This is a genomic window from Alkaliphilus serpentinus (genome assembly GCF_009017255.1).
GTDB lineage: Bacteria > Bacillota > Clostridia > Peptostreptococcales > Natronincolaceae > Alkaliphilus_D > Alkaliphilus_D serpentinus.
This window is the reverse complement of sequence record NZ_WBZB01000056.1, coordinates 1-17,659: the sequence shown is the minus strand read 5'-3', so window position 1 is coordinate 17,659 and position 17,659 is coordinate 1. Positions and strand designations below refer to the sequence as shown.

Sequence of the window (17,659 nt, the reverse complement as noted above, 5' to 3'; positions counted from 1 at the left end):
TGAAAAAAGGGGGTCATTGTTTTTGTTTGCAAAAAAACTTTGAAAACCTTTGAAAATAAAGATAAATAATCAAAAAGGAGTCTCAAAACTTGACACTACCTAATAGCATTAGGGGGTTTACTAAATGAAAAGAATTACTCTTGATTATTCAAAATCGTTGAATTTTATAGGCCAACATGAAATGGAAAATCTACAGCCTGCTGTTGAGATGGCCCATAAGATCCTACATAATTACGAAGGAGCTGGTAAAGAATATACAGGATGGTTAGAGCTACCCCATTCAATTGATAACAAGCTTATAAGGGATATAAAAAATACAGCATTAGATGTTCAAAATAAATGTGATGTGTTTATTATAGTAGGCATAGGCGGCTCTTATTTAGGGGCAAAGGCTGCTATTGAAATGCTTACCCATCATTTTCACAATCAACTAGCCAGCCAAGATCGAAAAGCACCGGAAATTTATTTTGCTGGACACCATATAAGCTCCACCTATCTAAAGCAGTTATTAGATCTAATAGAAAAGAAAGAGGTTTGCATCAATGTAATTTCAAAATCCGGAACCACAACGGAACCAGCCATAGCCTTTAGAATTCTGAAGAGGTTTATGGAGAATAAATACGGTAAAGAGGGAGCCAGCAAGAGAACTATTGCTACTACAGATAAAGAAAAGGGGGCACTAAAGGAGCTGGCAAATGAGGAAGGCTATAAAACCTATGTAATTCCTGATGACGTAGGTGGTAGATACTCAGTATTGACTCCAGTAGGGCTGCTGCCAATGGCTGTAGCTGGAATTGATGTAGAGGAAATATTGGAGGGGGCTAAAGAGGCCTTAAAGGACACCAACAATCCTAATATTAAAGAAAATCATTGCTACCAGTATGCCGCCATTAGAAATATTTTGTATCGAAAAAATAAGACTATAGAAATGCTGGTAGGATATGAGCCATCTCTACAGTATTTTGGAGAATGGTGGAAGCAGCTGTTTGGTGAGAGTGAGGGTAAGGATTCAAAGGGGATTTTCCCAGCCACAGGAAGCTTCTCAACAGATCTACATTCAATGGGCCAATATATTCAACAGGGTATTAGAAACCTATTCGAAACGGTAATACAGGTTGAAGAATCTATAGAGGAAATAGTGATAGAGGCAGAGGCCAATGATTTAGATGGATTAAATTATCTTGCAGGCAAAACCATGACCTTTGTAAATCAAAAGGCCTTCGAAGGAACAACCTTAGCTCATATTGATGGTGGAGTGCCGAATTTAATTATAAATGTTCCCAAATTAACTCCCTATTATTTTGGTTATTTGGTGTATTTTTTTGAAAAGGCCTGCGGCATAAGCGGCTACATTCTAGGGGTGAATCCATTTAATCAGCCAGGAGTAGAGGATTACAAGAAAAATATGTTTGCCCTCCTGGGTAAAAAGGGCTACGAAGAAGAAAGAAAGGCTTTAGAGGAAAGATTAAAATAGACAAAAAACTCCAGTTTAACTGGAGTTTTTGAGGTTGTTGAAACCCCCTATATTTTAAAACAGAGAAATCGGTTCCCGGACAAAAGGCAGGATGAACTCAAAGATGTCAGGTATTTTCAAAACTCACCTTTGGCTCAAACATTGAAAATACTGATCTTCCATCTTATCGTTCTTTTATTATTAACTCCACATATTTCTCTTTATTTAAAACATAGTTGGTTCCGATTTGAAATTTTAATTTTTCAACAGTCTGGCTCCAGTTTAACTGGAGTTTTTTTATTTTGTATTCATCATATATGCTATAATATTAATTAGCTTGATAGAAACATGTTTTTGGAGGTTATTATGAAAAAGCTTAAAGGCTTTAAACTTATATTGATGGTTCTGATCATTGTTACTGTAGCCACAGGTTGTAGCAGGGGTAAAGATGCTGAAAAGCTTCTAGGGCAATGGTTACTCCTTAGCGATTTTCAGGAGACCCTAACCATTGAGAAGCTTGATAAAGGTTTTCTGTGGACTGATAAAGATGGAGAATTTTCAGCTGCCTTTAAAGACGGTAAACTAAGCCTTGAAACAGGTCAGACTTATGCTCAGTATAATGATGAGAAAGAAAACCTAGTGGTCCTTCGATTAAATGATGAAGGGTATTTTATCGGAAAGAAGAACTTTACCAATAAAATACGTTTATTAATCAATCAGTTCTTTAACAAATCTAAGTATAATCTTTTAGTGGAAAATGCAGAAGCCTTTAAAGAATTCATGACTGAATCCTTTTATCAGTCGGTTCAGGAGGTTAAGAAAGAGCGGATGGACAATGGTCTGATTCTTAGAGAAAAGATTGAATCCAATCATACCCTAACCTTTGGTGATGTGGAAATAATCAGTGGAAACGGAGTTATGATAACAGTAACGGTTCATTATCATAGTCTTATGAGGTCAATGGCTGAAGATCATGTTTTTGAAAATGGTAAAACTGAAATTGAATATAAAGGATCCGAGACTTTAGAATTTTACTTATTATATGAAGAAGAATCCTTTAAAATTGATAATATAGAAAGTACCTACTTTGATGAAGAATTTCTAGACTCAGATGGCAATTGGGTAAAGAAGTAAAAAGCTTAAATAGGATAGTCATGTATCATGAAATAACAAACGCCTTCAGGTTAGAAAAAGAAAATATGTAAACAATACTTTATGGAGGCACTCTCGTAGCCTCTTTTTGGGTTAACTAATTAAATTGACGAATTCAATTTAATTCTGATAATATTATTATATTGATTAGCTAAAGGAATGGTGGAATGAATGAAGAATCAATCAATTTTACCAATAGGACTATTCGATTCAGGGGTTGGAGGAATTAGTGTATTGGCTGAGCTTATGAACCTTTTGCCTAATGAGGATTATGTTTATTTTGGGGACTCCCATCATGCACCCTATGGCATAAAGGATACGAAGGATATAAAGGAAAGATCTCTACAGGTGGCTGATATTCTAATGAATATCGGAGTTAAGCTATTGGTGGTGGCCTGCAACACAGCCACCAGTGCCGCAATAAAGGACCTTAGAGAAAGATTAGATATCCCTGTAATCGGAATGGAACCAGCCATTAAGCCTGCCATTACTCAAACCCACTGGGGTAAAATCGTAGTAATGGCTACTCCAGTTACTTTAAAGGAAAAGAAGTTTGGCGATTTAATACAACAGTTTAAAGACGGAGAAGCGGAAATCATCAAGCTACCATGCCCTGGCCTTGTGGAAATCATAGAGGGAAATGGCAAATCTTCAGATACTTTGGAGGAGTATCTGAGGAACCTTTATAAGGATATCGATTTAAATCAGGTAAGCACAATCGTTTTAGGCTGTACCCACTATGTTTTTATCAAGGAAGCGGTAAAAGGGGTGGTTGGCCTAGAAAAAACCCTTATTGATGGGAATTTGGGAACAGCCCTCCATGCTAAAAGGATGTTAGAAAACTATAATGTATTAAATAATCATAGGGATGAATTTAAAACTCAGGTTCAATTGTTAAATTCAAGCCCCAATATGGATATGATTCATCTCAGTAAAAGGCTTTTAGAGACTCAATTAATGGAGCTACAGTACAAAGGATCCATTAAGTATATTTAAAGCTAAATTAAAGGAAGAAGGGCTTATTTTGGAAAAAAGCAATAATAAGATAATAATTCTCTTAATGCTGATTTCATCGATATTCTGGGCAGGGGCCTTTATCGGCGGGAAGGTGGCTGTGGTGGAATTTCCACCGGTATCCTTAACCTTTCTGCGATTTTTTATTGCTTCTATACTGATTTTTATTACTATGGTAAAGTTTGAAAAAAAGAACTGGAGATTGAAGAAGGAAGATTTACCTGTAATGATTTTCTTAGGACTGGTAGGGATGGTAGGTTATCATATACTATTTTTTATGGCTTTAAAGTATACAACAGCAATAAATGCCAGTATGATTGCAGCCATCAATCCCCTTATTACAACTCTTCTTTCAGCAATTTTTTTAAATGAGGTTTTAAATATTAAACGAGTGGGGGCTGTTTTGATTGCCTTAAGTGGTGTTCTTTTAACCATTACAAAGGGTGATTTATCCATCATAATGAGTTTGAGCTTCAATAGAGGTGATGTTTTGATGATCTTTGCGGTTTCCTGCTGGGCCATTTACTCTATTGTCAGCAGACGGGTTATGAATCGATACTCACCCCTTATACTAACAACCTACAGCTTTGTATTATGTGCTCTATTTACCTTACCCTTTGCATTCATGGAAAAACCTTTGGAATTTTTACCTCGAACCACCTATAAGGGTTGGCTGGGAGTAGTTTATATGGCTATTTTCCCCTCCTTTATAGGATATTTGGTACAACAGACATCTATCAAAAAATTAGGGGCCAGTAAAACTGCTATATTTATTAATCTGGTGCCAGCCTTTTCTATGATCTTATCTGCACTGATATTGAAGGAAGAAATTACCCTTTTTACAATATTTAGTGGCAGCTTAATAGTAGTTGGTGTTTATTTAACCTCTAGGCTAAAGATCATTGTTAAGGAAAAAGATCTGGCTGAGGGAATAAATAAAGGGATGGTAAAATAAATAAAGCATAAAATCCTTCCTAAGTTATCATACTAAAAAAGAAAAAAGAAGAAGGAGGATTTTATGAGTAGAATTCACGCAGAAGTTGCATTATATCCGTTAAAAACCTCAAATGCTACTGAGGTAATCAATAATTCTATAAACAGTCTTCAAAATCATAGAATAACCTATAATGTAGGCTCCATGGACACCCATATACAAGGTAATGATGATGAAGTATGGAGAAGCTTAAGAACTTTATTTGATGAGGCTAAAAATAAAGGAGAAGTAAGCATGGTAATTACCGTTACCAATGCCGCTGACTAAAGTTTATAATATTAAAAGTATTAAGGATGAATCTTTCACTAGACTCATCCTTTTGTTTTTTATCATTAGTAAAAAGTTTTTAGTTGCTTGAAGCTACAATCATTTAACATTCAACATTTAACATTCGACATAGATCTAATCATTTACCCAACATCTCGATAGCCCTTGCATAGATGGCTACATTTTTTAATAATAAATCCACCTCTATATACTCGTCCATCTGATGGGCTGTTTTAATCTGACCTGGAAGAACTGGCCCATAGGCAACGAAGTTATCAAAGGCCCTTGCATAGGTTGCCCCCCCTGTGAATAAAGGCTTCGCATCTAAACCCGTCTCCTTCTGAAAAACATCTTGAAGGGTTTTTACTATAAAGTGATTCTCATCCACATATAAGGTGGGGAGGGAATCCTCCTCAGATACTTGAATATTATAGGGTTTACAGCTTTCTGTCAATAGCTTAAGAATCTCTTCCTTATTCTTTGAAACAGGGAATCTAATGTCGATATATAAGTCTTGTTGTTTTTCATTAATATCAACTTTAGCTACATTAAAGGTCAGCTTTCCAGAGGCCTTATCCTCAAAACCTTTAAAAATCTTTTCTACATAGGGGTCATTTCCTATTTCCTTATTAAGATATTCAATCATTCCACAGTTTACCTTTTCTTCATACATCCTTGTTACAGCTTTAAGTATAGCATTATCACCTTCATAGCACTTAGCTGAGTGGACGGCCTTACCATGAAACTCCTTGGTAGCACCTGAGGAATCTTTATAAATACAATAGTCAGGCACACTATTTAATGCATTTCCACCCTGTAAAGAAAAGGAAGCACCCTTCGTAATAGATAATTTTAATTGTAGAAGGCCCTTCTCGGCATTTATTAGTGGATACTCTGCGTCGGGGGTGAAGCCAAAGCTAGGAAGCTCCTCCTGCTGCTTATATCGATTAATACATTCCCATCTTGTTTCCTCATTGGTACCTAGAATTAATCTGATTCGTTTATTTAAGGGGGTACCTAGATCCTTAACAGCCTTCATTGCATATAGTGCCGACATTACAGGTCCTTTATCGTCTATTGCTCCCCGACCATAAATCTTATTGTCATGGATTTCTCCACCAAAGGGTGGGTATTTCCATTCTTTGGGTTTCTCAGCAGGTACCACATCTAAATGACCTAATATCCCTACTAACTCCTTCCCTTCACCCATTTCAATATAACCATAGTAGCCATCTTTGTATACACCTTTAAAGCCCAAAGCTTCAGCTTTATCTATTACATATCTTAAAGCTTTATCAACACCTTCACCAAAGGGCATGTCAAGAAGAGGAGCATCCTCGACGCTATCTATTTGAATGAGCTCTTGAGTAGACTTAATTAAATCCTCCTTTAAGCCATCGATAATTTTCTTTAGTTCATCCATGTTTATACCTCCAATAATAGGACAAAGTTTTTCAGTAGTTTTTGTATCCTTTGTTAAAATGATTCTATTTAAGTATAGCAAATATAGGAATAAAAAACCAATAAGTAATCATGTAATTATGAAGGAGAATTAGCGTGAGAGTCTAGATGATGTTGATTATTAAATGTGGAATGTTAATGTTAAGTGTTGAATGTTGAATGTTGAATTGATGTGGAAATTTGCGTGCAAATTTCATAGTCCATCTACAGTTTAAAATGATAGAATTGAAGATTTTTCTTATAGTTTAAATAAACATAATCCCCCTAATCCTAGGAATATATTAATAATAAATGCCTTAACGGAGGAGTTTTTTTATGTCCAGTAAAAAATTAATTAAGGGGGCTTTTATCCTGGCCATAGCGGGGTTAATGGCTAAATTTTTAGGGATATTCTTTAAAATTCCCCTACAGAGGCTCATACACGATGAAGGAATGGGGATTTTTGGATTACCATACCCCGTTTATACATTACTGTTGGCGGTTTCGATTATAGGATTCCCAGCTGCAATATCAAAGCTTATATCAGAGAAGCTTGCAGTTGGGAATATTAAGGGAGCCAGAAAGGTTTTTAAAATCTCCTTTTTACTATTGTTCTTTACGGGTCTAACAACCTCCATTATGTTATACAAGGGTGCTCCGATAATCATTAAAGTGTTAGACTGGCCAGAGGAAACCTACTATGCAATCATTGGCTTATCCTTTGCACCCTTTTTTGTATCCATTATGTCAGCCTTTAGAGGGTATTTTCAGGGCTTTCAGCTGATGACCCCCACGGCAATATCACAAATTATTGAGCAGATGGGGAGAGTTACTGTTGGTGTGGGTTTAGCTTATTTTCTAGTGAAAAAAGGAACAGGGGTAGCAGCCGGTGGTGCCTCCTTTGGAGCAACAGCTGGAGCCTTTCTGGGGGCTATAGTTCTTTGTATATACTATTTAAAGTATAGAAGGACTTTAAATGTATGTAACTACCAGAAGGGGCAATGGTTTATGGAGGTGGACAGCACTTGGGTGATTGTCAAGAGGGTTGTATGGTTGGCCCTGCCGATTACTGTAGGAGCAATATTGGCTTCTGTTATGGGGCTTATCGACTCCATTATTGTTCACTCTAGTCTGTTGGATAATGGATATACAGTTGAAGGAGCAACAATTCTCTATGGTAGACTGACTGGAAAGGCAGTAACTCTAATGAATGTACCCCTAACCTTTAGTATGGCAATGGCGGCAAGCATCGTTCCAGCAATCTCAGAATCCTTTAGTAAAAAAAGACTTCAGGAGGTACGAGAAAAGGCGGCTATGGGAATCAGAATTACAATAATCATTGCATTGCCAGCAGCTGTAGGCTTATCCATTCTATCCCATCAGATTATACACCTTCTTTGGGGACCCACAGAAATGGGTGGAGAGATTTTGAAGATCTTAGCATTAAATGTTTTGTTTATATCCTTAGCTCAAACCATGACAGGAATCCTTCAAGGCCTTAGTAGGGTCTTTACTCCTGTTGGAAACCTATTAATTGGTGTGGTGGTAAAATGGGGAATAAGCACCTATTTGTTGGCCACCCATCTAAATATCATCGGAACAGTCATAGGCACTATTGTGGGTTATTTTATAATAATGACCCTTAATTACCTAGCAATAAAAAGAAGAATTGGTCTTAAGCTTAGGATCATGGATACCATTGTTAAGCCCATTGTATCTTCAGCAATAATGGCGGCAATGGTAATAGCTACCTTTAGAATAGTTATGAATCATCTTAATATAGAAGCTGTAGCTACCATGATTTCTATTTTCGTAGGGATGGGCTTTTACTTGTTGGCTTTATTCCTTTTAGGAGGCATTAATTTAAAAGAGGATCGATTTTTCTTAAAGTAAGAATAATATTAATATTATTTTATTTATATATATAGTATCATTAATATAAAGACATTTTCCTAACTCAATAGAAAATGAAGCAATAGGAAGAAGGAGGGTTCTAATGATAGACATAAGAAATATTCAAGAGCTAGAAGAAAGGCTACAGCAGTTGGTTAATAAACCAATAAATTCAGTAGAAGAGTTGGAAGGTTGGATTCAGGAAGAGGGGCAGATTGACAAAGAAATCAAGCAACAAATTGGCAAGTGCTATATTGATTTCCATTGTTATAGCGATAACGAGGAAATAAAAAAAGCTTACCAGTTTAGCCAACAAAAGGCTACACCCTTAGTTAAAAAATATAAAGCTCAGTTGGATGAAAAGTTCTATAATAACCCCTTTAAAAGTGACCTTAATCAAGAACTTTATGGAAGCTACATCAAAAGCAAATTAAACTCTATAGAGCTTTTTAAAGAAGAAAACATAAAGCTTGAGGCGGAGGAAGATGCATTAATCAGTAAATATAGCTCCATAATGGGGAATATGACAGTTATGTGGGAGGGAGAAGAAAAAACCCTACTACAAATGAGTGTTTACTTAATGGGCTCTGATAGAAGTATTCGAGAGAAGGCCTGGAGGCTGGTACAAGAAAGAAGACTAGAGGATAGCAAAGATTTAGATGAAATAATGGATCAGATGGTGAAAATAAGACATCAAATAGCTATAAATGCAGGCTTTAGTAATTATAGAGATTATATGTTTAAAAAATACGAGCGCTTTGACTATACCCCTGAGGAATGTAAAACCTTCCATCAAGCAGTGGAGAAAACAATAGTACCCATAAAGGATGGTTTAGAAAGGGAGCTACAGCAAAAGCTTGGAGTAGACACCTTAAGACCTTGGGATAGCAATGCCACACCCCAGGGAACTAAGGCAATAAGCTTATTGGAAACCTCAAAGGATATGGTGGAGGTCACCATCAAAATGTTCTATAGTGTGAAAAAGGAATATGGTGATCTTTTAAGAAAAATGCAGGAGGAGGGAATGCTTGACCTAGATAGCAGAAAAGCTAAAGCCAATGGTGGGTTTTGTTATTACCTACCTGTAAAGGAGTTATCCTTTATTTTTATGAACTTTAGTGGTAGCTATCACGGATTCGTAACAATGGTCCATGAGATGGGTCATTCTATCCATAACCTATTGAAAAAGAATTTACCAATCTATCACTACCATACTACCCCAATGGAATCCTCAGAGCTGGCCAGTATGTCTATGGAGTTAATCACTATGGATAAATGGAATTGCTTATATCCTGATAAGGAGGATTTTAAAAAGCTTAGAATTGACCATCTGGAAAACATTATTAAATTTGTTTCCTGGGCTATGACGGTGGATAAATTCCAGCATTGGATCTACGAAAACCCAAACCATACAGCCAAGGAAAGGAATATGATGTTTAAGGAAATAGCCAAATCCTTAAGTCAACACTATGAGGATTGGAGTGGCCTCCAAGAGGAGCTAGAGAATAGATGGAAGGCCCAGATACACATGTATGAAGTTCCCTTCTATTACATAGAATATGCCATCGCTCAGTTGGGAGCATTACAGGTATGGAAAAATTATTGTGAGAATCCTCAAAAGGCCCTTGCTGATTTTGAAAGTGCTTTAGCTTTAGGAAGATCTAAACCATTGACAGAGGTCTATGAAGCCGCTGGGATAAAATTTGACTTCTCAGAAGAGCTTATAGGGGAATTGATGGATTTTATAAAAGGAAAGCTGGAGGCAATAAAAAATCAGTAATAAGCAATATTAATGAAAAGTACAAAAAACCTTCTATTAAGGATTTCATGAATAGAGGGTTTTTTTTTGTGCAAAATAATTATAAGTCAATAATAACTTAACTAGGAGGTAGTGTAGATGAAAAAATTTAAGCTATTCTATATTGTAATAGCAGTTTTCTTAACCTTGGCCTTAGCCATTACAGGCTGTCAGCAAGAAACAGAACCTGATCCACAGCCAGATCCACCAGTTGAAGATCCTGTTGAAGATCCTCAGGATGAAGATGAGGAAGGTAAGCTTAAGGATGGAGAATATTCTGTTGAGCTTGATCCAGACGAAAGAGGATGGCGAGGAATACTTACTATGGTTGTTGAAGGTGGAGAAATTACTGAGGCAACCTTTGATGAACTAAACGAAGATGATGAATCAAAGCTTCAGGATGAAGACTATATAAAGAGGTGGGAGGAAGCTTCTAATGTTGATGCGTTAGCTGCTATTGAAGATTACCAGGAAGAATTAATAGAAACCCAGAATCCTGAGGAAATTAATGTAGTAAGCGGCGCAACCAGTAGCCATACAAAATTCGTTGAACTAGCAAAAAAAGCCCTTGAGGAGGCTGAATAAATTCATTTAGTGAAAAGAGGGATTTTATGAATAGATATGTGATTCGTACAGAAAATGGAACGTCAACAGAAATGACAAGGGAAGAAGCCATCCAAAGGGTTAAAGAATATGAGCAACAGGGAATTAATGCTTATATTATTTCCGTTGATGAGGAAAACAGAATTCAAGCCTTAGGAAATGAGTTTAACAAACCCAAATGGGGGTAAATACTGTTATTACAGAATTAGAGGCGCAATGGCGTCTCTTTTTTATGGAAATTTAAATCTTACAAATATCAAAGATATATGAAGAAATCGTAAGAATACTTTTAAAAAAACTATAATATAAGACCATGGTAACATTGTATATATGGGGGCAAATAATGTATGATATACAATATATAGTATAACGTGTCGAAAATAATGTAATAGGAGGGGTATAATTGGCTGTAACCAAGGTGCAAAAGAGAAACGGAGAAATCGTAGATTTCGACAGCAATAAGATTAAAGAGGCCATTTTCGCCGCTGCACAATCGGTGGGTGGAAAAGACGAAGTAAAATCAGCGAGGCTTACAAAAATCGTAACCGACATAATAAATGAAACTAGTAGAGCAAGTATACCTTCAGTTGAAGATATTCAAGATGTAGTGGAAAAGGTACTCATAGAAGAAGGACACGCAAAAACCGCTAAGGCATACATATTATATCGAAAAAGACATGAGGAAATCAGAGAAGTTAAAAATCTTTTTATGGACGCAGAAAAAATGGTTGAAGAATACGTCAATCTAGAGGATTGGCGTGTTAATGAGAATGCCAATATGGGCTTCTCTCTTCAAGGCTTAAACAACCATATTGTTGAAAGCATAACCACTAAGTATTGGCTCAATAAAATCTATCGTAAGGATTTAAGAGACGCCCATACTCGGGGTGATTTACATATACATGATTTAGGCCTCTTAGCCCCCTATTGCTGTGGATGGGATTTAGAAGCATTTTTAGTTAAGGGCTTTAAGGGAGCAAAGGGAAAAATCGAATCCAAGCCACCTAAGCATTTTGAATCTGCCCTAGGACAGCTGGTAAATCTTCTTTATACCCTTCAAGGAGAGTCAGCGGGAGCCCAGGCAGTATCAAGCTTAGATACATACCTAGCACCCTTTATCTATTATGATAATTTGGATTTTAAACAGGTAAAAAAGGCTATTCAACGCTTCGTGTTTAATTTAAATGTACCAACAAGGGTAGGCTTCCAAACCCCCTTTACCAATGTAACCTTAGATATCACACCCCACCAACTTCTTAAAAATCAGCCAGCTATCATTGGTGGAGAGATGATGGATAAAACCTATAGCGAATTCCAAAGGGAAATGGATATGTTTAATCAAGCCTTTTGTGAGGTAATGATGGAGGGAGATGGAGCTGGTAGAGCCTTCAGCTTCCCGATACCAACCATCAATATTACCGATGACTTTCCATGGAATTCTGATACAGTAAACTCCTTAATGGAAATGACAAGAAAGTTTGGAACACCATACTTTGCAAACTTTGTTAACTCCGATTTATCTCCTGAAGATATTCGATCTATGTGCTGTCGTTTAAGGCTTGATAATAGAGAGCTTAGAAAAAGAGGTGGAGGTCTGTTTGGAGCCAATCCCCTTACAGGATCCATTAATGTGGTAACCCTTAATATGGCTAGAATTGGTTATGTGGCCAACACCCCCGAAGATTTTAAAAAGAGGGTTAGAGAGTTAATGGAGTATGCCAAGGAAATTTGTGAAGCTAAGAGGGCTGTTCTAGAAAGCTATATGGAGGCAGGTTTATATCCCTATTCAAGACATTATCTTCAAGGGGTTAAGGATGGTACTGGGGAGTACTTCAAGAACCATTTTTCAACCATCGGCTTAAATGGCATGAATGAAGCCTGTATCAATCTTATTGGTAAGGACATTACCACAGAAGAGGGAAGAGATTTTGCCATTGAAATAATGGAATTTATGAATAGAGTCATTCAAATATATCAAGAGGAAACGGGAAGTCTGTGGAATTTAGAGGCCTCTCCAGCAGAGGGTACAGCTTATCGTTTTGCAAGAATTGACAAAAAGCTTTATCCCAGGATTTTTGCCCAGGGTAAGGATGAGCCCTTCTACACCAACTCTACTCAGCTACCTGTAGACCATACAAAGGACATCTTTGAGGCCATAGATTTACAAGAGAATTTACAAACCCTATACACTGGCGGAACTGTGTTACATGGCTTTATCGGAGAAGAAATTGATAATATTGAAACCTGCAAGGAGCTTATTAAGAAGGTTATGGAAAAGAGCAGTATTCCCTATATCACCATAACACCAACCTTCTCCATCTGTCCTGATCATGGCTATCTTTCTGGAGAGCATTTCACCTGTCCCCATTGTGAGAAGGAGGCAGAGGTATGGACTCGGGTAGTAGGCTTCCATAGACCCGTTCAAGCCTGGAACAAAGGTAAACAAGCGGAATATGAGATGCGGGAAGAGTTTTCCCCAGAGGTGAGCTTAAAGAATAGAAATGAAATACTTAAGGATGAAAAGGCAATATAAAAAGCAAATGCAATGTTAAATGTTAAATGTTGAATGTTGAATTGTGGAAGCTTCGACACATCGAAGCAAACGTAAATTTAAGAACAGAAACATTTAGCATAAAAGATCAAAATGAAGAAAGACCTAAAGAAGAGGGATTGACTATGAAGATCTTAGGTATGATTAAATCTTCCTTTATTGACTATCCTGGCAAAATTTCAACTGTTGTTTTTACTGGGGGCTGTAATTTTAACTGCCCCTTTTGCCATAATGGCCCCTTGGTAAAGGGTGAAGGGGAGGAAATGTCAGACGAGGAAGTAATCAAGTACTTAATCAGTAGAAAAAAATATGTTGAGGCGGTTTGTATCTCTGGTGGAGAGCCCACCCTACAGCCTGATTTAAAGGATTTTCTTCGATCTTTAAAGCATGAGGGCTTTAGTGTAAAGCTGGATACCAACGGATCAAACCCCCATATGTTAAAGGAATTATTGGAGGCGGGTCTTTTGGATTATGTGGCAATGGATCTAAAGGCTCCCCTTCATAAATATAATCAGGTAACAAAGGTAGCTGTAAACACTGAGGATATTTTAGAAAGCTTACAGATATTAAAAGCCAGCTCGATAGAGTATCAGCTTAGAACCACTGTGTGTAAGGAGTTGATTTCTAAAGAGGACATTTTGGAAATTGCTGAACTTGTAGCAGGGGTTCCAGCCTTTACCCTACAAAACTTTAGGGATAATGAGGGGGTTTTAGGTGGGGTAGGGGTTTTCACACCCTATGATAAAGAAACCCTGCAGGAGCTGAAGGATAGGCTACAGGGAAAATTTAAAACCTTAGAGGTTAAAGGGAATTAGAAAATGAAAGGCTAGGGGCATTTCAACAACCTTAGGGTCCTAAATAATAGGACCCCTTGTTATGCGACTTCCCATCGCACAAATAAGGGCTCGGAATTGAATTCCGAGCCCTTAAGTATTATTTAAACTATATTGAACCCCAAATCCATCTTCCTCCAAATAGAACTACCAACAATAGGAAGAAGAATAATAACTCATCTCCTGATGTGAAGAATCTGCAATTACAGAATATGATCACTAGTAATAGAAAGAAGAATAATAGGCTGCTTTGATTGCTAAATATTCCGCCTACGCCTCCTGCAGGTATACCCATATATTTCACCACCTTAAATGTATTTTTTAAGATTGATTAATCTTAGTATAAATTATGATTTTGCATCTAAAAGTGCTACTATTATTATTTAATACTTTCCATGGCTTTTTCAGCAAATTTGGTTATAACAATGCTATCGTATTCAACTGGTTTATCCAGCTCGCCAGCCTCCATCATAACCTCTTGTAATCTATCTAATCCATCTTTAGTAAGGACTGGATTAGGTGCCCAGGCCCCTATTGATCTATAACGTTCAACAACAGATATCAAAATATCTAGATTGGCATCAGGAAAATGGGGTTGGATAGATTTTGCCACTTCTTCAGCACTATGGCTTTCAACCCATAGCATTCCTTTGTAAACGGCATTGGTGAAGCCCTGAATAATGTCAGGGTTCTTTTCTATATAGCTTTTTCTTGCACTATAGGCAGTGTAGGGTATATAACCGCTCTCTTTTCCTACTGAAGCAACAACAAAGCCCTTACCTTCCATTTCTAGCATGGAGGCCGTTGGCTCAAATAGTGTTGTATGGGAATCCTCATGATACCACCTTAATAAAAAAAGGAGTTGATTAGCCCTTATCAGCCCCTTTTTTTATTAATTCCTCCTTAAGTTCATCGATAAATCTACTTAGTATCTCATCAAGCTCCCTTATAACCGCTTCTTTTGCTGCCTTTCCAGTATAGATGATTTTATCCATATTAAACACCCCTAGTAATATATATGAGGTGGGCATGGATGGAAGAAGAAAATAAGACATAAGACAACTTCCCTTCCTCATAAAGATTAGCAAATAATAGGAAACCACCAAATGGAAGGTGAATAGCATGAAGGTTTGTATCTATTTGCGGAAATCTAGAAGTGAAGAAAATGCACCTATTGAAGAAGTTTTAAATAGGCATAGGGCTACTTTATTGGCCTATGCAAAAAAACACAAGTTGAAGGTGGTGGAAATTAAATCAGAGGTCCAGTCTGGTGAATCCATTGTCAGAAGACAGAAGATGTTGGAGCTATTGCAAGAGGTTGAAGAAAACAAATATGATGCAGTACTTGTTATGGATATTGATCGACTTGGAAGGGGTAATATGCGGGAGCAGGGGTTAATCCTGGAGACCTTTAAAAGGCATAATACGAAAATTATTACCCCCAACAAAACCTATGACCTTGATAATGAATTTGACGAGGAATATTCTGAGTTTGAGGCCTTTATGTCTAGAAGAGAGCTGAAGATTATTAAGAAGCGTTTAATGAGGGGACGTATGAAAAGCTTAGAGGAGGGTAATTATATTGCTTCAATTGCTCCCTATGGATATGAAAAGAAGGACAAAACCCTAATGATTAATGAGAAGGAAGCCGAGGTAGTAAAGCTTATTTTTCACTTATATACAAAGGAGGGCTATGGAGACAGTAAAATCGCCAATTATCTAATAGACCATAAAATTCCTACTGCCAAGGGAAACCTCAATTGGGATAAAACCACCATTAGGTCTATTCTAAAGAATCCAGTTTATACTGGTAGGGTGGTTTGGGGAAAAAAGAAAACAAGCTATGATATAAGGGGATACAAACAGGCTAAATTACAGGCTAAAAACAAGTGGCTGATATACCAAGGAAAGCATGCTGCCATCATTAAAGATGAAGTTTTTAAAGAAGCGGAAGAAATTGCTCACAAAAGAATTAGTCCAAGAAACCATAGCAACAGGAATTTAAGAAACCCTCTAGCCGGGTTAATAAAGTGTGGTTGTTGCGGCAGTACAATGACCATAAGAACTGATAAGAATAAACCCGATAGTTTAAGGTGCTATAGAAACTGCGGAGGAGTAAAGTCCAGCTATATAAAGCTTATAGAAGAAAGATTGTTAGAAGCTATTTTAAAGGAATTGGCTAAATTCAAATATTCATTTAAGTATCAGAAGGAGACTTCAAAGAATGCTGAAATTCAAGTAATAGAAGATCATATTGAAAAAATCATTAAAAATAGAGAAACATTAGTAGATCAGAAGGAAAAGCTCTATGATCTTCTTGAACAAGGGTTATATGACAATGAAACCTTTCAGGAAAGAATGAAAACCATTAATAATAGAATTGATGAAGGAGACAAGGATATTAAAAACCTTCAGAAAAAGCTTTCAAATAAAAAGAGTTCTAAAGAAAATAAGAGTTATCTTATCTCCCCCATCGCTGATTCAAATGAGTTTATTAAAGAATTATACCCTAGATTAGATGCTGAAAAAAGAAATAGGTTTCTAAAAATCCTTATAGAAAAGGTGGTTTATGATAAGGATAAGACGGCTGATAAGGAGGGTTTTAATCTAGAAATACATATGTGGTTATAAGGAAATTAATACATTATTAAGCTTCTATTTTTCATAGAGGCTTTTTTAGTCCTTTATTATCCTAGCTTATTTAGTAGAAAGAAATTGAGAAGCCCTTGCTACATTATAGAAACCCATTATTGCTGTCTTGATATAATTTAGTAGGGATTAAGCAATAATAGTAGAGATAATTTCTCTATAAAGGCGGTGAAAAACTACTATATGAAATTCCCTAGAAGGCTAGTGATTATTTATGAAACTTGTATAGCACTTTTAGCCCTGGCTTTGGTGACCCTGGCGTTGCTAGATTTAATAGGAAGGATAACCATCTATAGATCAGATAGATTGATATTTATTGAAAATAGCATCTTATTTATATTTGCAGTTGATTATTTTACAAGATTATTTTTTTCAAAGGATAAAAGAAAATTTGCTATCTCACATATTTTTGATTTAATTGCCATTATTCCATTTAATTATTTTTTTAGAGGTATTCGAGTATTTAGGCTACTTAGATTGATAAAGCTGACAGAGGCTTTGCAAATAATGAGAATTATAAGGCTATTGGCCCTTATGAGTAAGCTAAGGCATGAAATTAGCCTGTTTTTTCGAACCAGCGGCTTCTTGTATATTACTCTGATTAATACAGTAGCCATATTATTTGGTGCCATTGGTATCTACTATGCAGAATTTAAATACTCTATAAATAGATTTGGTGAAGCATTATGGTGGAGTGTTGTAACTGCCACAACGGTGGGCTACGGAGATATTGTACCGATAACGATTTTAGGACGAATAATTGGTTCTATAGTGATGTTTGCAGGGATAACCTTTATGGGTATTTACACAGGAATGATCACCATTTATTTCATTAACAACAAAAGTCGCTATAAAACCAGTAAGAGTAAAAAGGTTGACTTATCTCAGCTAAACCCAGAAGAAATTGAAGAGGTTATAAAATTTATTGATTTTATAAAAAGTAAAAGGCTGTGAAGCTATTTACTTTTCTATTTAATAGGAAAGTTCTCATTTTTCCTATTAAATGGGGGAT

Annotated in this window: 17 protein-coding genes; 13 read left to right on the top strand and 4 right to left on the bottom strand. The window is 36.5% G+C overall.

Annotated features, from left to right (window positions below; all coding sequences use genetic code 11):
• Window positions 1-124 precede the first annotated feature (124 nt).
• The 5 genes from F8153_RS14570 to F8153_RS14550 all read left to right on the top strand — a co-directional run bounded on the left by F8153_RS14570 (window position 125) and on the right by F8153_RS14550 (window position 4,880).
• Window positions 125-1,474, top strand: a complete 1,350-nt coding sequence (locus tag F8153_RS14570; protein ID WP_151867091.1) for a glucose-6-phosphate isomerase — start codon at window positions 125-127, stop codon at window positions 1,472-1,474.
• Between the two features lie 345 nt (window positions 1,475-1,819).
• On the top strand, window positions 1,820-2,587 hold the full coding sequence (locus tag F8153_RS14565) for a hypothetical protein (protein ID WP_151867090.1): 768 nt from the start codon (window positions 1,820-1,822) through the stop codon (window positions 2,585-2,587).
• A 189-nt stretch (window positions 2,588-2,776) separates the two neighbouring features.
• The gene (gene murI, locus F8153_RS14560; RefSeq protein WP_151867089.1) at window positions 2,777-3,601 is read left to right on the top strand and encodes a glutamate racemase; all 825 of its coding nucleotides are present in this window, start codon (window positions 2,777-2,779) and stop codon (window positions 3,599-3,601) included.
• Between the two features lie 28 nt (window positions 3,602-3,629).
• A complete protein-coding gene (locus tag F8153_RS14555; RefSeq protein WP_243137002.1) occupies window positions 3,630-4,574 on the top strand; it encodes a DMT family transporter in 945 nt (314 codons plus the stop codon).
• 63 nt (window positions 4,575-4,637) lie between these two features.
• Window positions 4,638-4,880 (top strand): YkoF family thiamine/hydroxymethylpyrimidine-binding protein, encoded by a 243-nt coding sequence (locus F8153_RS14550; protein WP_151867088.1) that lies wholly within the window; start codon window positions 4,638-4,640, stop codon window positions 4,878-4,880.
• Between the two features lie 139 nt (window positions 4,881-5,019).
• Here the strand turns inward: F8153_RS14550 and F8153_RS14545 are convergent, their stop codons facing one another.
• Window positions 5,020-6,303, bottom strand: a complete 1,284-nt coding sequence (locus tag F8153_RS14545; protein WP_151867087.1) for a Sapep family Mn(2+)-dependent dipeptidase — start codon at window positions 6,301-6,303, stop codon at window positions 5,020-5,022.
• A 353-nt stretch (window positions 6,304-6,656) separates the two neighbouring features.
• Here F8153_RS14545 and F8153_RS14540 point away from each other — a divergent pair, with 353 nt between their 5' ends.
• The 6 genes from F8153_RS14540 (at window position 6,657) to F8153_RS14515 (ending at window position 13,980) form a co-directional block, all read left to right on the top strand.
• Window positions 6,657-8,213, top strand: a complete 1,557-nt coding sequence (locus tag F8153_RS14540) for a putative polysaccharide biosynthesis protein (protein ID WP_151867086.1) — start codon at window positions 6,657-6,659, stop codon at window positions 8,211-8,213.
• A 103-nt stretch (window positions 8,214-8,316) separates the two neighbouring features.
• Window positions 8,317-9,993 carry a M3 family oligoendopeptidase gene (locus F8153_RS14535; protein ID WP_151867085.1) on the top strand — a complete coding sequence of 559 codons (1,677 nt, stop codon included), beginning with the start codon at window positions 8,317-8,319 and terminating at the stop codon, window positions 9,991-9,993.
• Between the two features lie 117 nt (window positions 9,994-10,110).
• Complete coding sequence (locus F8153_RS14530) at window positions 10,111-10,596, top strand: FMN-binding protein (RefSeq protein WP_151867084.1); 486 nt, start codon at window positions 10,111-10,113, stop codon at window positions 10,594-10,596.
• Between the two features lie 26 nt (window positions 10,597-10,622).
• Window positions 10,623-10,802 carry a hypothetical protein gene (locus F8153_RS14525; protein ID WP_151867083.1) on the top strand — a complete coding sequence of 60 codons (180 nt, stop codon included), beginning with the start codon at window positions 10,623-10,625 and terminating at the stop codon, window positions 10,800-10,802.
• 215 nt (window positions 10,803-11,017) lie between these two features.
• Entirely contained in the window at window positions 11,018-13,147 is a 2,130-nt protein-coding gene (locus F8153_RS14520; RefSeq protein WP_151867082.1) for a ribonucleoside triphosphate reductase, read from the top strand.
• 26 nt (window positions 13,148-13,173) lie between these two features.
• Complete coding sequence (locus tag F8153_RS14515; RefSeq protein ID WP_243137001.1) at window positions 13,174-13,980, top strand: anaerobic ribonucleoside-triphosphate reductase activating protein; 807 nt, start codon at window positions 13,174-13,176, stop codon at window positions 13,978-13,980.
• A gap of 127 nt (window positions 13,981-14,107) precedes the next feature.
• Here the strand turns inward: F8153_RS14515 and F8153_RS14510 are convergent, their stop codons facing one another.
• From F8153_RS14510 to F8153_RS16605, 3 genes are all read right to left on the bottom strand, one after another.
• Complete coding sequence (locus F8153_RS14510) at window positions 14,108-14,293, bottom strand: hypothetical protein (RefSeq protein WP_151867080.1); 186 nt, start codon at window positions 14,291-14,293, stop codon at window positions 14,108-14,110.
• A gap of 84 nt (window positions 14,294-14,377) precedes the next feature.
• The gene (locus tag F8153_RS14505) at window positions 14,378-14,794 is read right to left on the bottom strand and encodes an ABC transporter substrate-binding protein (RefSeq protein WP_243137000.1); all 417 of its coding nucleotides are present in this window, start codon (window positions 14,792-14,794) and stop codon (window positions 14,378-14,380) included.
• A 70-nt stretch (window positions 14,795-14,864) separates the two neighbouring features.
• Window positions 14,865-14,993 (bottom strand): hypothetical protein, encoded by a 129-nt coding sequence (locus tag F8153_RS16605; RefSeq protein ID WP_279237141.1) that lies wholly within the window; start codon window positions 14,991-14,993, stop codon window positions 14,865-14,867.
• Between the two features lie 127 nt (window positions 14,994-15,120).
• Here F8153_RS16605 and F8153_RS14500 point away from each other — a divergent pair, with 127 nt between their 5' ends.
• Both F8153_RS14500 and F8153_RS14495 read left to right on the top strand, forming a co-directional pair.
• Window positions 15,121-16,629 (top strand): recombinase family protein, encoded by a 1,509-nt coding sequence (locus F8153_RS14500; protein ID WP_151867079.1) that lies wholly within the window; start codon window positions 15,121-15,123, stop codon window positions 16,627-16,629.
• Window positions 16,630-16,830: 201 nt separating this feature from the next.
• A complete protein-coding gene (locus tag F8153_RS14495; RefSeq protein WP_151867078.1) occupies window positions 16,831-17,601 on the top strand; it encodes a potassium channel family protein in 771 nt (256 codons plus the stop codon).
• The last annotated feature ends 58 nt before the right edge of the window (window positions 17,602-17,659 follow it).